This window comes from Dictyoglomus sp. DH (genome assembly GCF_055181375.1).
Map to the genome: position 1 here is coordinate 21,663 of NZ_CM143706.1, position 15,644 is coordinate 37,306.

Below are 15,644 nucleotides of genomic sequence, written 5' to 3' on the forward strand. Positions count from 1 at the left end.
AATTAATAAAAAATTAAATACCAAAAGGGCGAGGAGATAAGGAGAACCGCCCCACTTTATGAAAGTGTGGGCGGTTTTTGTTTTTATAAAAGGAGGGAAAAATGGAAGATGTAATTATAATTGGGGGAGGAGTCATAGGTAGCTTAATTGCAAGAGAACTATCCTTTTATGAGATTTCTGTCCTTCTCTTAGAAAAAGAGGAGGATATACCTATGGGATCAACAAAGGCAAATAGTGCTATTGTTCATGCTGGATATGATCCTCTACCTGGTACTTTAAAAGCTAAAACTAATGTGGAGGGAAACAGATTATACAAAGATCTATGTAATGAATTAAAAGTACCCTTTAAAAGAATAGGAGCCTATGTGCTCGCCTTTAATGATGAGGAACTAAAAATTCTTCTTGAGCTAAAAGAAAGAGGAAAAATTAATGGAGTATCAGAGATACAATTTTTAAAAAGAGAAGAAATTTTAAAAAGAGAACCTAACATAAATAGAGAAGTAAAATATGCCTTATTTTTTCCTACTTCTGGTATAACTAATCCTTTTCTTCTTACCATTCACGCCTTAGAAAATGCTATTGAAAATGGGGTACAAGTAAAACTTGGAGAAGAAGTAATAGGAATAGAGAAAAAGGACATGGTATATAAAGTAACAACAAATAAATCAAAGTATTATTGTAAATACATAATAAACTGTGCAGGTATAAACGCTGATAAAATAATCCATTTATTAGATCCTGATTATCCTTTTGCAATTACCCCAAGAAAGGGAGAATATCTTGTTCTTGATAAAAAGGCTCAAAACTTTGTAAAAAGCACCATCTTCCATGTTCCCACTCAAAAAGGGAAAGGAGTCCTTGTAACTCCAACAGTAGACGGTAATATCTTATTAGGCCCTACTGCAGAAAATATAGAGGACAGAGAAGATAAAAGCACTTCCATGGAAGGACTTTCTGAAATAAAGGAGAAAGTAAAAAAATTAACCCCTAATGTGCCCTTTACCCTTGTAATAAATATTTTTTCAGGAATAAGAGCATCAAGTACATACAAAGATTTCTTTGTACAAGAGATTCCAGAATTTAAAAATATTTTACATTTTGCAGGCATAGATTCACCAGGGCTTACCTCTGCTCCATCTCTTGCCAAAATGGCGGTAGAATGGTTCATGGAAAAAGAAAATATAAAAAGAAAGAGAAATATAAAAAATTTTGAAAAAATAGTATCCTTTAAAGAATTAACTGAGGAAGAAAAGGAAAATCTTATAAAGGAAGATCCAAGATGGGGACATATAATTTGTAGGTGTGAACATGTTAGTGAGATGGAAGTAAGAAATGCAATTAATTCACCTCTTCCCGCTTGTACCTTAGAAGCTATTAAAAAAAGAACAAGGGCAGGTATGGGAAGATGCCAAGGTGCCTTCTGTAGTTATCACATTATGAAAATCCTTTCCGATGAATTAGAGATACCCATGAACATGATTACCTTAAGGGGTGGTAAATCTTTCTTACTTAATGGAGAAAATAAAGTGAGGTGGAAATATGCAAAAAGAAGTTGATATAGCAATAATAGGGGGAGGACCAGCAGGACTTTCAGCCAGTATTTCTTCAGCAGAAAGGGGAAAAAGCATATTAATCTTAGAAAGGAATGAAGAATTGGGAGGAGTTTTAAATCAATGCATTCATCCCGGATTTGGCCTCATATATTTCAAAGAAGAACTCACAGGTCCTGAGTATGCATACCGTTTCATAAAAGAAATGGAAAAATATCCTAATATAGAAGTATGGCTTGAAACAATGGTGGTAGATATAACGGAGGATAAAAAAATTACAGCTATAAATAGAGATGGCATCTGGGAAATTAAAACAAAAGCCATAATTTTTTCCACAGGATGTAGGGAAAGAACGAGAGGAAATTTGCAAATTCCTGGCGGAAGACCAGCAGGTATATATACAGCTGGTACTGCTCAAAGATTAGTAAATATAGAAGGATACCTTCCAGGAGAAAAAATACTTATTTTAGGATCTGGAGATATTGGACTTATTATGGCAAGAAGGTTAAAATGGGAAGGAGCAGAAGTTATAGGTGTAGTAGAAAAACTCCCTTATCCTGGAGGACTCACAAGGAATTTAGTACAGTGCTTAGAAGATTATAATATACCTCTTTATCTAAAACACACAGTAATTGGAATTTTAGGAAAAGATAGAGTGGAAGGTGTATATATAGCTCCCGTAGATTATAATGGAAATCCTATAATAGAGGATAAAAAATTTATAGATTGTGATACCCTTCTCCTTTCTGCAGGTTTAATTCCAGAAAATGATTTATTAGAAAACATTAATATACCCTTAGATCCAAGAACTCAAGGACCTTATGTAGATCAATATCTCTCTACTTTAAAAGAAGGTATTTTCTCATGTGGAAACTCTTTGCTTGTAAACGACTTAGTAGACTATGTAACTTTACAAGGAATTTTAGCAGGAAAATCTGCAGCAAAATACATAAATAATGAAACAAATATGGAAAAAAGAGTACATATTGAGATTGATGGAAACTTAAGACTTGTAGTACCTCAATATTTAAGTTTTCCTATTTTAGAAGATATCACTTTTTATTTCAGGGTAAAAGAGCCTCAAAAATCAGCCATTTTAACACTAAAAGATAAAGATAAAAGGATAAAAGAATGGAGATTTCCAGTAGTAAAACCAGCAGAAATGATAGTTATAAAAGTAAAACCTGAATTTTTAAGAGATATGGAAAGTCCTAAATTCTACATGGAGGGATAACATGAAAAAAGAAATAACTTGTATAGTATGCCCCTTAGGTTGCAGTTTAGAGTTAGAAATAGGAGAAGATATTATGGTTAAAGGAAATAAATGTGAAAAGGGAAAAAATTACGCTATAGAGGAGTTTAAAAATCCTAAAAGAACTTTAACTACTACAGTAAAAATAAAAAATGGCAAATATAAAGTTGTACCAGTAAAAACCACATTTCCTATTCCTAAAGAATACATTTTCCCTCTACTTGAAAAATTATCGGAAAAAGAGATTACTGCACCAGTTCCTATGGGCTATAAAGTATTAGAAAATATATTTCAGTTATCGGTAGATGTAATAACCACTCGCCCTATGGAAACAAAGGAAAATACTAGAAAAATAAAGGAAACAAAAAAGAGCACATAAAAACCCAAATATTTTATTACAGCCCCATTAAAAAGATGCATTAAAGAAGAAAAAGCCATCACTATAGTATTATTTACCGCCAAATATACAGGGAGCTCTTCCTTAGGAGATACTCCTGTTATTATAAACCCAGAGGTAAGAATGTTAGAGACAAAAGTTAAATTAACAAGAATACTACCAAGAATTGTACCAATTAAATTCCTAAATATAAAAACTACAATAAATCCAACTAAACCAAGAACCATACCTAAGGATAATACTTTTTTATATCCTAAATTTTTTGTTAACTCACCCAAAATAAAACTTCCCAAAACACTGGAAAAAATATACCCAAAATTAAAAGCAGTAACTATATTATTTAAAGATCCAAAACTTTTATTAGCATAAACAATAAAATAGGGTAAAGTGGTAAGAGAAAGTCCTAAAAATATAAGAGATACTACAACTTTCCTAAAGATAGGGTTAATTTTTAAAATAGAAAAAGCCCTCTTCATAAATTGGGAAAAGGACAAACTATCTTCATAAAAGTCTCCCTCTTTTTCCTCCATAAAATAAAAAAACAGTGCATCTAAAAGGAGAATAAAGGTTCCAGTAAGAAATATAAAAAAGAAATTATAAGGAAAAGGGATTTTGCTTATATAAAAATTTAAGAGGAAGGTCATAAAAATAGCAATCAAATTTCCTAATGCACTACCTCTACCTACTACACGTCCCCTCTCTTCAAAGGGCAGTATTTTATCCAAAATGCTAAAATAAAAGGGTCCATAAGTTCCCACAAATAAGTTAAATACTCCGTAAAAAAGTAGGAATAAATAAATAGTAGCTGTTTTTCCAATATATTTAAGAATAAAAGGAAATAAAAAGATAAAAATTAAGAAGCTAAATCTTTGAATAAAAAGAATTTTAGCAAAAACTTTGTTTTTTATTCTTAACCTCTGAACATATCTTGCAATAAAAATTGAAGGTAAGAAACTACCAAGAACAGCCAAAAAATTTGCCAAGCTTATATGAAAAGTAGTACCAGAAAGAGCAACTATAAAATAAGGAATCACAGTATTAACATTTAAAAAGATCATCCCATTTATAAAAAAGACTGGATCCCAAAAAGCTAAAATATAATTTCTCTTATTCCTCAAAAGTAAACCTCCTAAACTTTTTTAGATAATTATACCAAAGGCTGAAAAAATACTAAATAAGTATGATATAATTACTCTAAGATAGATAAAAGCTAATATGGAGGGAAAAATGAAAATAGCAAATAATATATTAGAACTCATAGGAAACACCCCCTTAGTTAAATTAAATAAAATCACACAAGGATGCTTTGCAAATGTATTTGCAAAATTAGAATCTTTTAATCCAGGGGGAAGCATAAAAGATAGAATAGCTTTATCCATGATTGAAAAGGCAGAAAAGGAAGGCTTAATATCCAAAGAAAAGACAATTATTGAACCCACCTCAGGAAATACGGGAATAGGTCTTGCCATGGTCTGTGCTATAAAGGGTTACAAATTAATACTTGTAATGCCAGAGAGTATGAGTCTTGAAAGAAGAGCTTTATTAAGAGCTTTTGGTGCAGAACTTATTCTTACTCCAAAAGAGAAGGGTATGAAAGGTGCCATAGAAAAAGTAGAGGAAATAGTAAGAGAAAATCCTGAAAAATATTTTATACCTATGCAATTTGAAAATCCTGCAAATCCAGAGATTCACAGAAAAACCACTGCAGAAGAGATTTGGAGAGATACTGACGGAATGGTAGATATAATAGTTGGTGGAGTAGGTACAGGGGGAACTATAACAGGCATAGGAGAAACACTTAAAAGTAGAAAAAATAGTATAAAAATCATTGCAGTGGAGCCATCAAAATCTCCAGTACTATCTGGAGGCAATCCTTCTCCTCATAAAATTCAAGGTATAGGTGCTGGTTTCATACCAAAGGTGCTTAATTTAAATATCATAGATGAAATAATACAAGTCTCAGACGAAGATGCTATAGAAACAGCAAAAAAATTAATTAGAGAAGAAGGAATATTATGTGGTATTTCATCAGGAGCTGCCACTTATGCCGCACTAATAGTTGCAAAAAGAGAAGAGAATAAGGACAAAAATATAGTAGTAATACTACCTGATACTGGAGAAAGATATATTTCTACAGATCTCTTTGAAGAATATAGATTTTAGTATGTAAAAGAACTCCCTCCTATAAACTCTCTCAAAATAGAAGTCATAGGAACCTCTGTAGGAGACAAGGGCAGAAAATGAGAGAGAATATCAAGAAGCCTTTTTGCCTCAGGATATTCTGGATAATATGGAGGAATAGCTTTAAGCATTGGCTCAGCAAAAGTTTTGAGAATTGGAAACTCATAAACCAATGCAGAATTAAACATCACATCAGCCCTTTCCTGGGTTGGAAAAATATATAAATCTTCTGCCTTTCTTACAGAAGGCCATTGTCTTATAGAATCAATCACACCATATCCCCTAAAAATACTATCCCTTACAATTCTTCTTATCAAGCGAGAATCAGTTGTAGGTACCCTATTTTGATTATCTATATTAAGATGGGTCAAAGCACTTACAAAAATATGATACTTCATATGGCCAGGGATAAGATTTGTCATTTCTGGGTTTAAAGCATGAATTCCTTCCATCACTATAATACTTCTCTCATCTAATTTTACTATTTTTCCTGATTTTTCCCTTCTCTTCTTCTGGAAATTATACTTTGGAAGTTCCACTTCTCCTCCATTCATTATTATATTTAAATGCTCATTAAGAAGTTCTATATCTACAGCCTTAGGATTATCAAAATCATAATTTCCATATTCATCCCTTGATATATACTGGGGTGGTAAGAAATAGTCATCCATCTCTATGACGATAGGTCTTATACCGTTCACCTTTAACTGAATTTGCAATCTCTTGCTAAAAGTAGTCTTACCTGCGGAAGAAGGTCCTGCTATCAACACCAGTCTTAAATCTGGAAGTTTTGAACAGATTTCATCAGCTATCTGAGCAATCTTTTTTTCATGTAAAGCCTCTGCCACTTTTATTACTTCCGAAACCTCTCCTCTTTCAATTGAATCATTTAAAGAAGAGACATCTACAAGTCCCAATATCTCAAGCCAATTTTTATATTCATAAAAAGCTTGGAATAACTTAACTATCTCCTTAAATTCACTGAGCTTTTCCATATCCTTATCATCTGGAAGAATCAATATAAAACCAGGTTGATAAAGCTTTAAATCAAAGGTTTTTAAATAAGAAGTAGAAGGTACTAAAGGTAAAAAAGAATATTCATAATGGTCGTCTACATGATATATGGGAACCTTTGAAAAAGGTATGTATTTTATAAGTCTAATTTTATCTTCCTCATTTTTCTCTTTAAACAATAAAAGGGCTTCTTCCTTTCCCACATACTTTTTTTGGATATCTATATCTTTCTCTGAAAGCTCCCTCATTTTTTCTTTTATTTTTTCTATATCCTCCCACTTAGGTGTATAATTCTTAAATCTACCATAAAGACTCTTATGGTATGAATGCTCTACCAAAACCTTTTGATCAGGAAAAACCTTGGACACTGCTAAGTTTAAAAGAAATATAAAACTTCTTTCTAATATTCTCCTACCCAGATTAGATCTACTACCGATAATATCTATTCTAATATCCTCAGCAACCATAAAATTAAGATCTTCTATTTCTCCATTTACCCTCACTCCAATAGGAATCTCCCCTTCGTTTAAAAGCTTAGAAGCTATCTCTTTATTGTTATTCAAAATTTCTATAACTCTTTGAGGATTTTCTATCTCTGCTCTTATTGCCCCTCTAAATTCCACATTTATCATGATAAGAACCTCCCAGATATTTAAGTTCTTATTTAAAAAATTTTTAATTTAGTTTATAATATTTCCAAGAAGATTTAAAGGAAGGAGTTGAAAATCTCATGAAGAAGTTTATCACTTTTCTCTTAGTTTCTATTTTTTTTATTTTTAGCCTATCCTATGCACAAGAAAATCCCAAAAGTATAAAACTAATAGGTGTAGCAATAGCTTCAAGTATAGAAGAAGACGAATATGGTCTTACTTTAATTGACGGAATATTTAGTATAATTAATTTTGACAGTCTCCCTCAAACAGATACTTTTTCCCTATATTCTCGGTGGATGGGGAATGGAAAATACGACATAGAAATAAATCTATTAAACCCAAGTAAAGAGAAAATATTAGGCACTATCGATGATAGTTTTGAATTGACAAGAGAAAATGAAGTATTTTATTTTTGGGGAAACTTTGAAGATATAGCCTTTGATGAACCAGGAGTTTATTGGATACAAGTAAAAGCAGACGGGAAACTTCTCAAGGAAATACCATTATTCGTTTTAGAAAATGATGAAGATATAGATATTCCAGAAAATTTAACACAAAAACCTATTTTAGCCTTTACTCTTCCTGCTCTTGAGATTTACGAAAATGATTATGGTCTTACATCCTTAAAAGGAATTTACGAATATTACGCCACTGATGAACTACCATTCACAGATTCATTTATTATTGCAAATGGTTGGATGTCTGGAGAGGGTGAGTTTACCCAACATATTGAGATCTTCTCTCCTGATAATGAATTGCTATATAAAACAGAGCCTCAAAGCTTTGAAATAAATGCTGGCTCTGTTATTACTTTGTTTGATGAAATATCTAATTTCTCATTTGAAAAAGAAGGAGATTACTTAGTTAAAGTTTTCCTTGACGATGAAGAAGTTAATTCCTTTGTACTAAAAGTGATCAAAGAATAAGGAATAAGGGGCAGAAATGCCCCTTATTCCTCTATTTTTGCAAGAATATCTGCCTTACTCAAAATAAGATAATCTTCACCATCAACCTTGATCTCTGTTCCAGAGTATTTTGCAAATATAATTTTATCTCCTTTTTTTACCTTTATAGTCTCATCATCTCCAATTTCAATCACCTCAGCAATTTGAGGCTTCTCTTTTGCTACATCAGGAAGAATTATACCTGTAGGCGTTTTTTCTTCTTCCTTTGTAACCTTTACAAGTACCCTATCCTCTAATGGGATTACTCTTTTCACGTCTTTCACCTCCTTATATTTTTCACTTAAGACCTAATAACCTATCTATTTTAGCTCTATCAAATCCTACAATAATATGTCCATTTATATCTATAACAGGAACCCCCATTTGCCCTGATTTTCTTACCATTTCTTCTGCTGCTTTTTTATCTTTAGAAACATCTACATCATAAAACCTTATACCCCTCTCCTGTAAGTATCTTTTAGTTGCATTACACCAAGGACAAGAGGAAGTTGAGTATACTATTACTCTTGGCATATTCATTATTACTTCACCTCCAGATATATACTTTATGGGGTATATTATAGAAACATATATCTATTAAGTCAATTTAAAATTTTTTTAAAGTTTTCTCATAAAAGGTCATGCTATACTAAGTAAAATTCCTAAAATTTTAAGGAGGTATAAAAATGCCTTTAGTAAACCCGAAAGAATTATTCCAAAAATGCTATGGTAAATATGCAATAGGAGCCTTTAATGTAAATAATATGGAAATTTTACAAGGAGTAATTGAAGCAGCAAAAGAAGAAAGATCACCTTTAATCCTACAAATATCAAAAGGTGCAAGAAACTATGCAAAACTTGTATACCTAATGAAGTTAATCGAAGCAGCAGTACAAGATGCTCCTGATATCCCAATAGCAGTGCATTTAGACCATGGTGATAGTGTGGAACTCTGTAAAGAAGTTATAGATGCTGGTTTCACATCTGTAATGATTGATGGATCTCATCTTCCCTTTGAGGAGAATGTGAGAATTACAAAAGAAGTTGTTGATTATGCACACCCAAGAGGAGTAGCAGTAGAAGGAGAACTTGGAAGATTAGTTGGTGTTGAAGAACATGTAGTAGTGTCTGAGAGAGAAGCATCCTATACTGATCCAGATAAAGCAGTTGAATTTGTTGAGAGAACTGGAGTAGATTCTCTCGCTATTGCTATCGGTACAAGCCATGGTGCTTATAAGTTTAAAGGTGAACCTAAATTAGACTTTGATAGATTAAGAGAAATTGCTAAAAGACTTCCAGGATTTCCATTAGTCTTACACGGAGCATCCTCAGTACTTCCTGAATATGTAGAAAAGGCAAATAAATATGGAGCCAAACTTGGAGGAGCAAAAGGTGTACCAGAAGAAATGATAAGGGAAGCTACAAAAATGGGAATCTGTAAAGTAAATATAGATACTGATTTAAGACTTGCTGTTACTGCTACTATTAGAGAAATTTTTGCATTACATCCAGAGGAATTTGATCCAAGAAAATATCTTGGTCCAGCAAGAGATGAAGTCAAAAAATTAGTCAAACATAAATTAAGAAACGTTCTTGGCTCAAGCGGACAGATATAATATAAAATAAAAAGGGGAGAGAGATTATCTCTCTCCCTTCAAATATTGTATACTTCTTTTTAAATCCTCACGTTTTTCCTTTAAAGAGTTAATTTCTAAAATAATAGATCCTTTAAAATTTCTGATAAAACCTAAATATTCCTCAAATTGAATTTTCCCTTTTCCTAAGGAAAGATGCTCATCTTTTGTTCCATTATTATCATGTATATGAATATGGTTAATAAGTGGTCTTAATACTTCAAAAGATTTATAAAGACCATGAGGAGAAATATTTGCATGCCCAAAATCAAAGCAAACTCTTAATTTCCCTCTAAATGTGTCAATAAATTTTTTAAACTCCTCTACATTTTCAAACAAATCATTATCATCAAAGTAGGTATTTTCAAGGGTAATCTCTATACCATATTTATCTGCTTTATCCATTATTATTTCTAAAGATTTTTTCAGTCTTTTCTTTGCGAGATATTTTAGAAGAAAAATTCTTAGAGGGACCAGCCCAGGATGTAATACTGTCCTTTTAACACCTATCTTATATGCATAATCCAATACCTTCAAGACACCGTCTATACTACTCTTCCATATAAAGTCATTAACGGATCCTAAATTAATATCTATATAAGGAAGATGCATAGTAAGAAAGAAATCCCTATTTTCTGCGTACTCCTTCACTTTTTCTGGTTTCTCTAACAGTCTTCCATTAAAAAATAAGACAAGATCTCCAAAAAGCTCTAAAGTATTACCCCCTAAATTTTGAGTAATGTCAATAGCTTTTCTTACTGAATAAGTTTTTAAAGATAAGAAAGAAAATCCTATTTTCATATTTGAAATATTATACTATAATTTATTAGGAGATATAACATTATGAAGAAAATACTTTTACTATTTATAGTTTTATATCTTTCTATCTTCGGTTCCTCTTTTGCACAAGAGGATCTTACACTTTTTGATGCTAAATCAGCAGGTTTAGGATTTACTTTTGTAACCCTTAATAGTGACGGAGAGACATACTTTTTTAGCCCCGCTACTTTATCTCTAAAAAAATTCTCCTATCTTTCCTTTTCTATAGATTCTACAAATAATCAAACTGTAAAAATATCATACTTTTATCCATCTACTACTTTTTACGCCTTAAGTGTTGACTTAACCTTTGATCCCAATACCCAGCAATATACTTTTAAAAATATAAGGGGAGCTATATCCTTTCCTCTCACCAATTACCTTTATTTTGGAACATCAGCCAATTATGTGGAAGGACAAAATTTGATAAAGGGTAATTTAGGTATACTTCTAAAAGTTGGTAACATAAGAACAGGAGTTGTAGGAGAGGGAATTATCATAGAAAAATTATCTGATAATGAATATAAAGTAACAACACTTTTAAAATATAGCTTAGGCCTAAACCTTTCCCTTTTTAATGATACAACTAACCTTTATTTAGATGTGGTAGATGTAGAGAAATTTTCAAATACAAAAGATTTGAATCTTTTAAGATTTGGCCTTGAACAAAATCTGGGAAATATACTGGTAATAAGATTGGGAAGCACAGGAAATATTACAAATATCCAAAATTATACCTTAGGGGTAGGCTTAAATCTAAATCTATTAACTCTTAATTTTAGCACTTTTCTTGATAAGGAAGACTCATCAAATTCAAAATTAAAATACAAGCTCACAGGAACATTAAGATTTTAATAATCAATACCCCATCTCGCTTTAATTCCTTTTTGATATGGATGTTTTATCTCTTTCATTTCTGTAACTAAATCAGCTTTTTCTTTTATACCTTCAGGCATATACCTTCCAGTTAATATTACTTCAAGATATTCGGGTTTTTTATTTAGAAAATCTATTACCTCCTCTTCCTTTATTAACCCATAATATATGGCAAGACTGATTTCATCTAACACCAATAGATCATACTTGCTGAAATTATTTAACACCTTTTGCCATCCCCCTCTCACCACTTCTAAATCCTTATCTGTAGGTCCTTCCTTTCCTATAAAGCATTCCCCACAACCATAACATTCAATAATATTCTCTCTTATGCCCGAAGAATAAACACAATCTCTTCCAAACTGCCAAAAATCTAAATTTTCTACTTTCTGAGCAAAGAGAAATTCGCCTGTAAAACTATTTCCTTTTACAAACTGTACAAAAAGTACTTTTAATCCGTGCCCTAAAATCCTTACAGCTTGCCCTAAAGCGGCTGTTGTTTTTCCTTTCCCATCACCCGTATATACCTGTATTAATCCATGTATCCTATTAGATACAGACATAATATACGTCAATGATATTTTCTAATCTTTTTATTTTATTTAATACTTCTTCGCTTACAGGATTATCAATTACAAGTACCATTACTGCATCTTTTCCTATCTCTTTTCTTCCTACTTGCATTGCAGCAATATTGATTTGATTTTCACCTAAAATAGTACCTACTTGACCAATAATACCTGGTTTGTCAATATGAAATGCGATTAAAAGATAAGGGGCAAGAGCAAGATCTAAATAATAGTCTTGTATCTTCAAAAGTCTCTCTTGACCTCTACTTACAGTCCCAGAAAGTTCTATAAATCCCTTTTCTGTTTTCAATCTTAATCTTAATGAAGTCCTGTATGTATCTGTTTCTTCTGTCCTTACTTCCTTAATCTTTAATTTTCTATCTTTTGCCATAGGAAGAGCATTTATTAGATTTACTTCTTCTCCTAATATAGGCTCCAAAAATCCTTTAACTACTGCAGACGCAAGAGAGGTCTCTATTTTATTAGCTAATTCTCCACATATTTGTATCTCTAATTCTTCAGGATTAGCATTGACAATTTGGGCTAACAACTTCCCCAGTTTCTCTCCAAGCCTTATAAAGGGTACAATTTCTGGAGAAACTTGGATTGGTAAGTTAACAGCATGGGTAACAACCTCTCCTTTAAAGAATCTTATCATATCTTCAGCCACAATAAGAGCAACCTTTTCTTGGGCTTCCTGAGTAGAAGCACCTAAATGGGGCGTAAGTACTACATTATCTAAGGTTAGAAGAGGATTATCAGGCTCTATAGGTTCACTCTTGAATACATCTAAGGCTGCACCAGCTATTTTTTTATCCTTCAACACCTCATAAAGAGCAGTTTCATCTACAAGTCCACCTCTTGCACAATTAATAAGATAAGCAGTAGGTTTCATGCTTTCCAATTCTTTTTTCCCAATTAGGTTTTTCGTCTCTTGGGTCAATGGTAAATGTAATGAGACATAATCCGCTTCTCTTAGAAGATAATAAAGATCATTAGTAAGCTCAACTTCAAGTTCTTTTGCCTTCTCTAAGGATATAAAAGGATCATAAGCAATAATTCTCATTCTAAAGGATTTTGCTCTCTTTGCTACCTCAGATCCAATTCTTCCAAGTCCAATCAAACCTAATGTTTTCCCATAAAGTTCATTACCCATAAAACTTTTTCTTTCCCATTTACCTTGTTTTAAAAGCCAAAATGCCTGAGGAATTTTACGAGAGATAGCCAACATTAATCCAATAGTATGTTCACAAGCAGCTATAGTATTACCTTCAGGCGCATTTATGACAAGAATTCCCTTCCTTGTAGCTTCCTCTACATCAATATTATCAACTCCAACCCCTGCTCTACCAATAACTTTTAAGTTTTTAGCTCTTTCTATAACTTCTTTTGTAACTTTTGTCTCAGATCTAACCACTAAAGCAACATAATTTTCAATGATATTAAGAAGCTCCTCTTTAGGAAGCCCCGGCTTATAATCTACATCAAAATATTCTCTTAATTTATTTAAGCCAGCTTCAGCTAATGGATCAGAAACTAATACCTTATACCTTTCCATTCTTCCCCCCTCCTAATTAGTATTCTGGGCAAAAATTTCTTCCGCTACTTGTACTCCTCTCCCTTTTATTCCCTTATATCCTACATTTTCTAAGGATATTTCTACTGCAGATAATGCTACTATTATATCTGTAGGTTCCACATAGCCTACATGTCCTATTCTAAATATCCTACCCTTTAAATTGCCTTGTCCTCCTGCCAAAACAACTCCAAACTTACTTCTTATATATTTTCTCAAATCATCGGGATTCACACCCTCAGGAGGAATTACAGGTGTAACTGCATCAGAAGCCCATCTTTCATCTGCAAGAAGTTTAGTTACACCAATAGCTTTTATAGCTTCTCTTACAGCCTTACCTAATAAACTATGTCTCTTAAAGTTATTTTCAAGACCTCTATTTAAAATATTTTCAAGTGATTTTTTTAAGGCAAAGAAAATAGAAACAGCTGGAGTAAAAGGAGTAGCTCCTTCCTCTAAAAATTTCTTTGCTTGTCTTAAATCAAAATAAAATCTTGGTAAATTTGCCTTCTCATTAAACTTCCAAGCCAATTCACTTACCGATACCATAGCAAGACCAGGAGGAGTCTCTAATGCTTTTTGAGAAGCAGTAACCACCACATCTATCTTTAACTCATCTGTGGGTAAATCTATAGCTCCCAAAGAACTCACTGCATCTACAATTAAAAGTCTTTCAGGATTTTCTTTTACAATAGGTGCGAGCTCTTTTAAATTATTTGTAACTCCAGTGGAAGTCTCATTATGGGTCAAAAATACAGCTTTAACATTAGGATTTTCCTTTAAAGCTTTTTCAAGTACATCTGGTTCTATCCCTTTTCCAGGCTCAGTAACTATAGTTTTAACATTTAATCCATAAGCCTTACATATTTTTGCAAATCTCTCACCAAAAACTCCACAAATTCCTACTAAAACCTCATCTCCCTGAGAAAAGAAATTGGCAACTGCAGCCTCCATACCACCAGTACCAGAAGCTGTTAATATTAGTACATCATTCTCTGTTTTAAATACTTTCTTTAAAAGATCTGTGTTAGTTTTTAAAATATTGGCAAACTCTGAACCACGATGATTAATCATTTCTCTTGCCATCTCTAAGAGTACATCTTGTGGTACCGGAGTTGGACCTGGAATCAGTAGAAAGTTTTTAGGCATGAATCCTCACCTCCAATATTTTTTACTTAAATCATAATATAACTCCGCATTCTTTCTAATAATTTTAACTTCCTCCTCTGTGACACTACGTACAACTTTACCAGGTACTCCCAAAACAACAGAATAAGGAGGAATTTCTTTGCCTTGAGGTACTAATGATCCTGCGCCTATAATGGAATTTTCACCTATAATAGCCCCATCAAGAATTATTGCTCCCATACCAATAAGAGTATTATCCCCAATTTTACATCCATGTAAAACTGCAGAGTGACCTACAGTAACATATTTACCTATATATACAGGTTTTTCTTCATCCACATGAATAATTACATTTTCCTGTATGTTTGAGAACTCATCAATAAAAATAGAATCAAGATCACCCCTAATTACAGCAAAATCCCAGATATTAACCCCCTTCTTAAGTGTGACTTTACCAATAACGACAGCCCTATCAGAAATAAAAACCTCATCCCCTATTACAGGATAAAAACCCTCAAAAGACTTTAACATAATTTAATACTCCTTAACAAAAAAGGGGAACCTCCTACGAGAATTCCCCTTTTCATCATTGAAAAGTTCTTGGTTTATATTCTAATATAAACTAATTTAAGGTGACAATAGAGTAAAGATTAAAATTTAATTAAGATGATAAATTTATATCAAAAAACTCAGATATTTTATCCTCTTCCAAAATTTCAGTTTTACCAAGCAACACTCCACCCTCTTCTACCGATATTTTCCCTCCCAGTTTCAAGTCCCCCTTAAATTTTCCTGTAGAAAGAATTTCTAAAGAACCTCTACAGATTATATTGCCAACCACTTCACCTATAATTATCACCTTATTAGCCTTTATATTACCATCAACAAATCCTGTCTTTCCTACAATGACTGCTTCCTTAGCCTCTATATCTCCTTTAAATCTACCATCAATTCTTAAAGAAGCTTTAGAAACAAGTTTACCTTCAAGCTCTGACTGTCCCCCTACAACTGTATCCATAACTTCAGGCTTTTCTTTTCTTCCTAACATCTT

Annotated in this window: 17 protein-coding genes; 7 read left to right on the forward strand and 10 right to left on the reverse strand. The window is 32.5% G+C overall.

What is annotated here, in order from left to right; genetic code table 11:
* Window positions 1-101 precede the first annotated feature (101 nt).
* From ACY3JJ_RS00090 to ACY3JJ_RS00100, 3 genes are read left to right on the forward strand one after another with little or no spacing between them, the layout of a single operon-like run.
* Complete coding sequence (locus ACY3JJ_RS00090) at window positions 102-1,556, forward strand: FAD-dependent oxidoreductase (protein WP_463091790.1); 1,455 nt, start codon at window positions 102-104, stop codon at window positions 1,554-1,556.
* Window positions 1,540-2,784: an NAD(P)/FAD-dependent oxidoreductase gene (locus tag ACY3JJ_RS00095; protein ID WP_463091791.1), complete on the forward strand. Its 1,245-nt coding sequence runs from the start codon at window positions 1,540-1,542 to the stop codon at window positions 2,782-2,784. Before ACY3JJ_RS00090 ends, ACY3JJ_RS00095 begins: the two co-directional genes overlap by 17 nt.
* A gap of 1 nt (window position 2,785) precedes the next feature.
* Window positions 2,786-3,181 carry a DUF1667 domain-containing protein gene (locus ACY3JJ_RS00100; RefSeq protein WP_463091792.1) on the forward strand — a complete coding sequence of 132 codons (396 nt, stop codon included), beginning with the start codon at window positions 2,786-2,788 and terminating at the stop codon, window positions 3,179-3,181.
* On the opposite strand, the gene ACY3JJ_RS00105 is transcribed toward ACY3JJ_RS00100, so the two are convergent.
* Entirely contained in the window at window positions 3,094-4,317 is a 1,224-nt protein-coding gene (locus ACY3JJ_RS00105) for a hypothetical protein (RefSeq protein WP_463091793.1), read from the reverse strand. The two genes, ACY3JJ_RS00100 and ACY3JJ_RS00105, sit on opposite strands and share 88 nt — an antisense overlap.
* A 109-nt stretch (window positions 4,318-4,426) precedes the next feature.
* Between ACY3JJ_RS00105 and cysK the strand changes: the two genes are divergently transcribed.
* Window positions 4,427-5,362 (forward strand): cysteine synthase A, encoded by a 936-nt coding sequence (gene cysK / locus ACY3JJ_RS00110; RefSeq protein ID WP_463091794.1) that lies wholly within the window; start codon window positions 4,427-4,429, stop codon window positions 5,360-5,362.
* On the opposite strand, the gene ACY3JJ_RS00115 is transcribed toward cysK, so the two are convergent.
* Complete coding sequence (locus ACY3JJ_RS00115) at window positions 5,359-7,026, reverse strand: uridine kinase family protein (RefSeq protein ID WP_463091795.1); 1,668 nt, start codon at window positions 7,024-7,026, stop codon at window positions 5,359-5,361. The genes cysK and ACY3JJ_RS00115 overlap by 4 nt on opposite strands.
* 98 nt (window positions 7,027-7,124) lie before the next feature.
* Here ACY3JJ_RS00115 and ACY3JJ_RS00120 point away from each other — a divergent pair, with 98 nt between their 5' ends.
* Window positions 7,125-7,973 carry a DUF6941 family protein gene (locus ACY3JJ_RS00120; protein ID WP_463091796.1) on the forward strand — a complete coding sequence of 283 codons (849 nt, stop codon included), beginning with the start codon at window positions 7,125-7,127 and terminating at the stop codon, window positions 7,971-7,973.
* Between the two features lie 23 nt (window positions 7,974-7,996).
* On the opposite strand, the gene ACY3JJ_RS00125 is transcribed toward ACY3JJ_RS00120, so the two are convergent.
* Both ACY3JJ_RS00125 and ACY3JJ_RS00130 read right to left on the reverse strand, forming a co-directional pair.
* Window positions 7,997-8,266: a co-chaperone GroES gene (locus ACY3JJ_RS00125; RefSeq protein WP_463091797.1), complete on the reverse strand. Its 270-nt coding sequence runs from the start codon at window positions 8,264-8,266 to the stop codon at window positions 7,997-7,999.
* 22 nt (window positions 8,267-8,288) lie between these two features.
* Entirely contained in the window at window positions 8,289-8,525 is a 237-nt protein-coding gene (locus ACY3JJ_RS00130; RefSeq protein ID WP_463092606.1) for a glutaredoxin family protein, read from the reverse strand.
* Window positions 8,526-8,677: 152 nt separating this feature from the next.
* Here ACY3JJ_RS00130 and fba point away from each other — a divergent pair, with 152 nt between their 5' ends.
* A complete protein-coding gene (fba, locus tag ACY3JJ_RS00135) occupies window positions 8,678-9,607 on the forward strand; it encodes a class II fructose-1,6-bisphosphate aldolase (protein ID WP_463091798.1) in 930 nt (309 codons plus the stop codon).
* A gap of 24 nt (window positions 9,608-9,631) precedes the next feature.
* On the opposite strand, the gene ACY3JJ_RS00140 is transcribed toward fba, so the two are convergent.
* Window positions 9,632-10,426 carry a sugar phosphate isomerase/epimerase family protein gene (locus tag ACY3JJ_RS00140; protein WP_463091799.1) on the reverse strand — a complete coding sequence of 265 codons (795 nt, stop codon included), beginning with the start codon at window positions 10,424-10,426 and terminating at the stop codon, window positions 9,632-9,634.
* A gap of 42 nt (window positions 10,427-10,468) precedes the next feature.
* On the opposite strand from ACY3JJ_RS00140, the gene ACY3JJ_RS00145 reads away from it, so the two are divergent.
* The gene (locus ACY3JJ_RS00145; protein ID WP_463091800.1) at window positions 10,469-11,299 is read left to right on the forward strand and encodes a hypothetical protein; all 831 of its coding nucleotides are present in this window, start codon (window positions 10,469-10,471) and stop codon (window positions 11,297-11,299) included.
* Here the strand turns inward: ACY3JJ_RS00145 and ACY3JJ_RS00150 are convergent.
* From ACY3JJ_RS00150 to ACY3JJ_RS00170, 5 genes are all read right to left on the reverse strand, one after another.
* On the reverse strand, window positions 11,296-11,883 hold the full coding sequence (locus tag ACY3JJ_RS00150) for a cob(I)yrinic acid a,c-diamide adenosyltransferase (RefSeq protein WP_463091801.1): 588 nt from the start codon (window positions 11,881-11,883) through the stop codon (window positions 11,296-11,298). The two genes, ACY3JJ_RS00145 and ACY3JJ_RS00150, sit on opposite strands and share 4 nt — an antisense overlap.
* Complete coding sequence (serA, locus tag ACY3JJ_RS00155; protein WP_463091802.1) at window positions 11,870-13,447, reverse strand: phosphoglycerate dehydrogenase; 1,578 nt, start codon at window positions 13,445-13,447, stop codon at window positions 11,870-11,872. Before serA ends, ACY3JJ_RS00150 begins: the two co-directional genes overlap by 14 nt.
* Window positions 13,448-13,459: 12 nt before the next feature.
* A complete protein-coding gene (locus ACY3JJ_RS00160) occupies window positions 13,460-14,614 on the reverse strand; it encodes a pyridoxal-phosphate-dependent aminotransferase family protein (protein ID WP_463091803.1) in 1,155 nt (384 codons plus the stop codon).
* 6 nt (window positions 14,615-14,620) lie between these two features.
* Complete coding sequence (locus ACY3JJ_RS00165) at window positions 14,621-15,124, reverse strand: gamma carbonic anhydrase family protein (RefSeq protein ID WP_463091804.1); 504 nt, start codon at window positions 15,122-15,124, stop codon at window positions 14,621-14,623.
* Window positions 15,125-15,254: 130 nt separating this feature from the next.
* Window positions 15,255-15,641: a bactofilin family protein gene (locus ACY3JJ_RS00170; RefSeq protein ID WP_463091805.1), complete on the reverse strand. Its 387-nt coding sequence runs from the start codon at window positions 15,639-15,641 to the stop codon at window positions 15,255-15,257.
* Window positions 15,642-15,644 lie beyond the last annotated feature (3 nt).

Bases quoted from the DNA above. Each gene is read 5' to 3' on its own strand.
- ACY3JJ_RS00160 (WP_463091803.1), bottom strand. From the start codon at position 14,614: ATGCCTAAAAACTTTCTACTGATTCCAGGTCCAACTCCGGTACCACAA.
- fba (WP_463091798.1), top strand. From the start codon at position 8,678: ATGCCTTTAGTAAACCCGAAAGAATTATTCCAAAAATGCTATGGTAAA.
- ACY3JJ_RS00120 (WP_463091796.1), top strand. From the start codon at position 7,125: ATGAAGAAGTTTATCACTTTTCTCTTAGTTTCTATTTTTTTTATTTTT.
- ACY3JJ_RS00150 (WP_463091801.1), bottom strand. From the start codon at position 11,883: ATGTCTGTATCTAATAGGATACATGGATTAATACAGGTATATACGGGT.
- ACY3JJ_RS00170 (WP_463091805.1), bottom strand. From the start codon at position 15,641: ATGTTAGGAAGAAAAGAAAAGCCTGAAGTTATGGATACAGTTGTAGGG.
- serA (WP_463091802.1), bottom strand. From the start codon at position 13,447: ATGGAAAGGTATAAGGTATTAGTTTCTGATCCATTAGCTGAAGCTGGC.
- ACY3JJ_RS00130 (WP_463092606.1), bottom strand. From the start codon at position 8,525: ATGCCAAGAGTAATAGTATACTCAACTTCCTCTTGTCCTTGGTGTAAT.
- ACY3JJ_RS00165 (WP_463091804.1), bottom strand. From the start codon at position 15,124: ATGTTAAAGTCTTTTGAGGGTTTTTATCCTGTAATAGGGGATGAGGTT.
- ACY3JJ_RS00115 (WP_463091795.1), bottom strand. From the start codon at position 7,026: ATGATAAATGTGGAATTTAGAGGGGCAATAAGAGCAGAGATAGAAAAT.
- ACY3JJ_RS00090 (WP_463091790.1), top strand. From the start codon at position 102: ATGGAAGATGTAATTATAATTGGGGGAGGAGTCATAGGTAGCTTAATT.
- cysK (WP_463091794.1), top strand. From the start codon at position 4,427: ATGAAAATAGCAAATAATATATTAGAACTCATAGGAAACACCCCCTTA.
- ACY3JJ_RS00100 (WP_463091792.1), top strand. From the start codon at position 2,786: ATGAAAAAAGAAATAACTTGTATAGTATGCCCCTTAGGTTGCAGTTTA.
- ACY3JJ_RS00145 (WP_463091800.1), top strand. From the start codon at position 10,469: ATGAAGAAAATACTTTTACTATTTATAGTTTTATATCTTTCTATCTTC.
- ACY3JJ_RS00095 (WP_463091791.1), top strand. From the start codon at position 1,540: ATGCAAAAAGAAGTTGATATAGCAATAATAGGGGGAGGACCAGCAGGA.
- ACY3JJ_RS00140 (WP_463091799.1), bottom strand. From the start codon at position 10,426: ATGAAAATAGGATTTTCTTTCTTATCTTTAAAAACTTATTCAGTAAGA.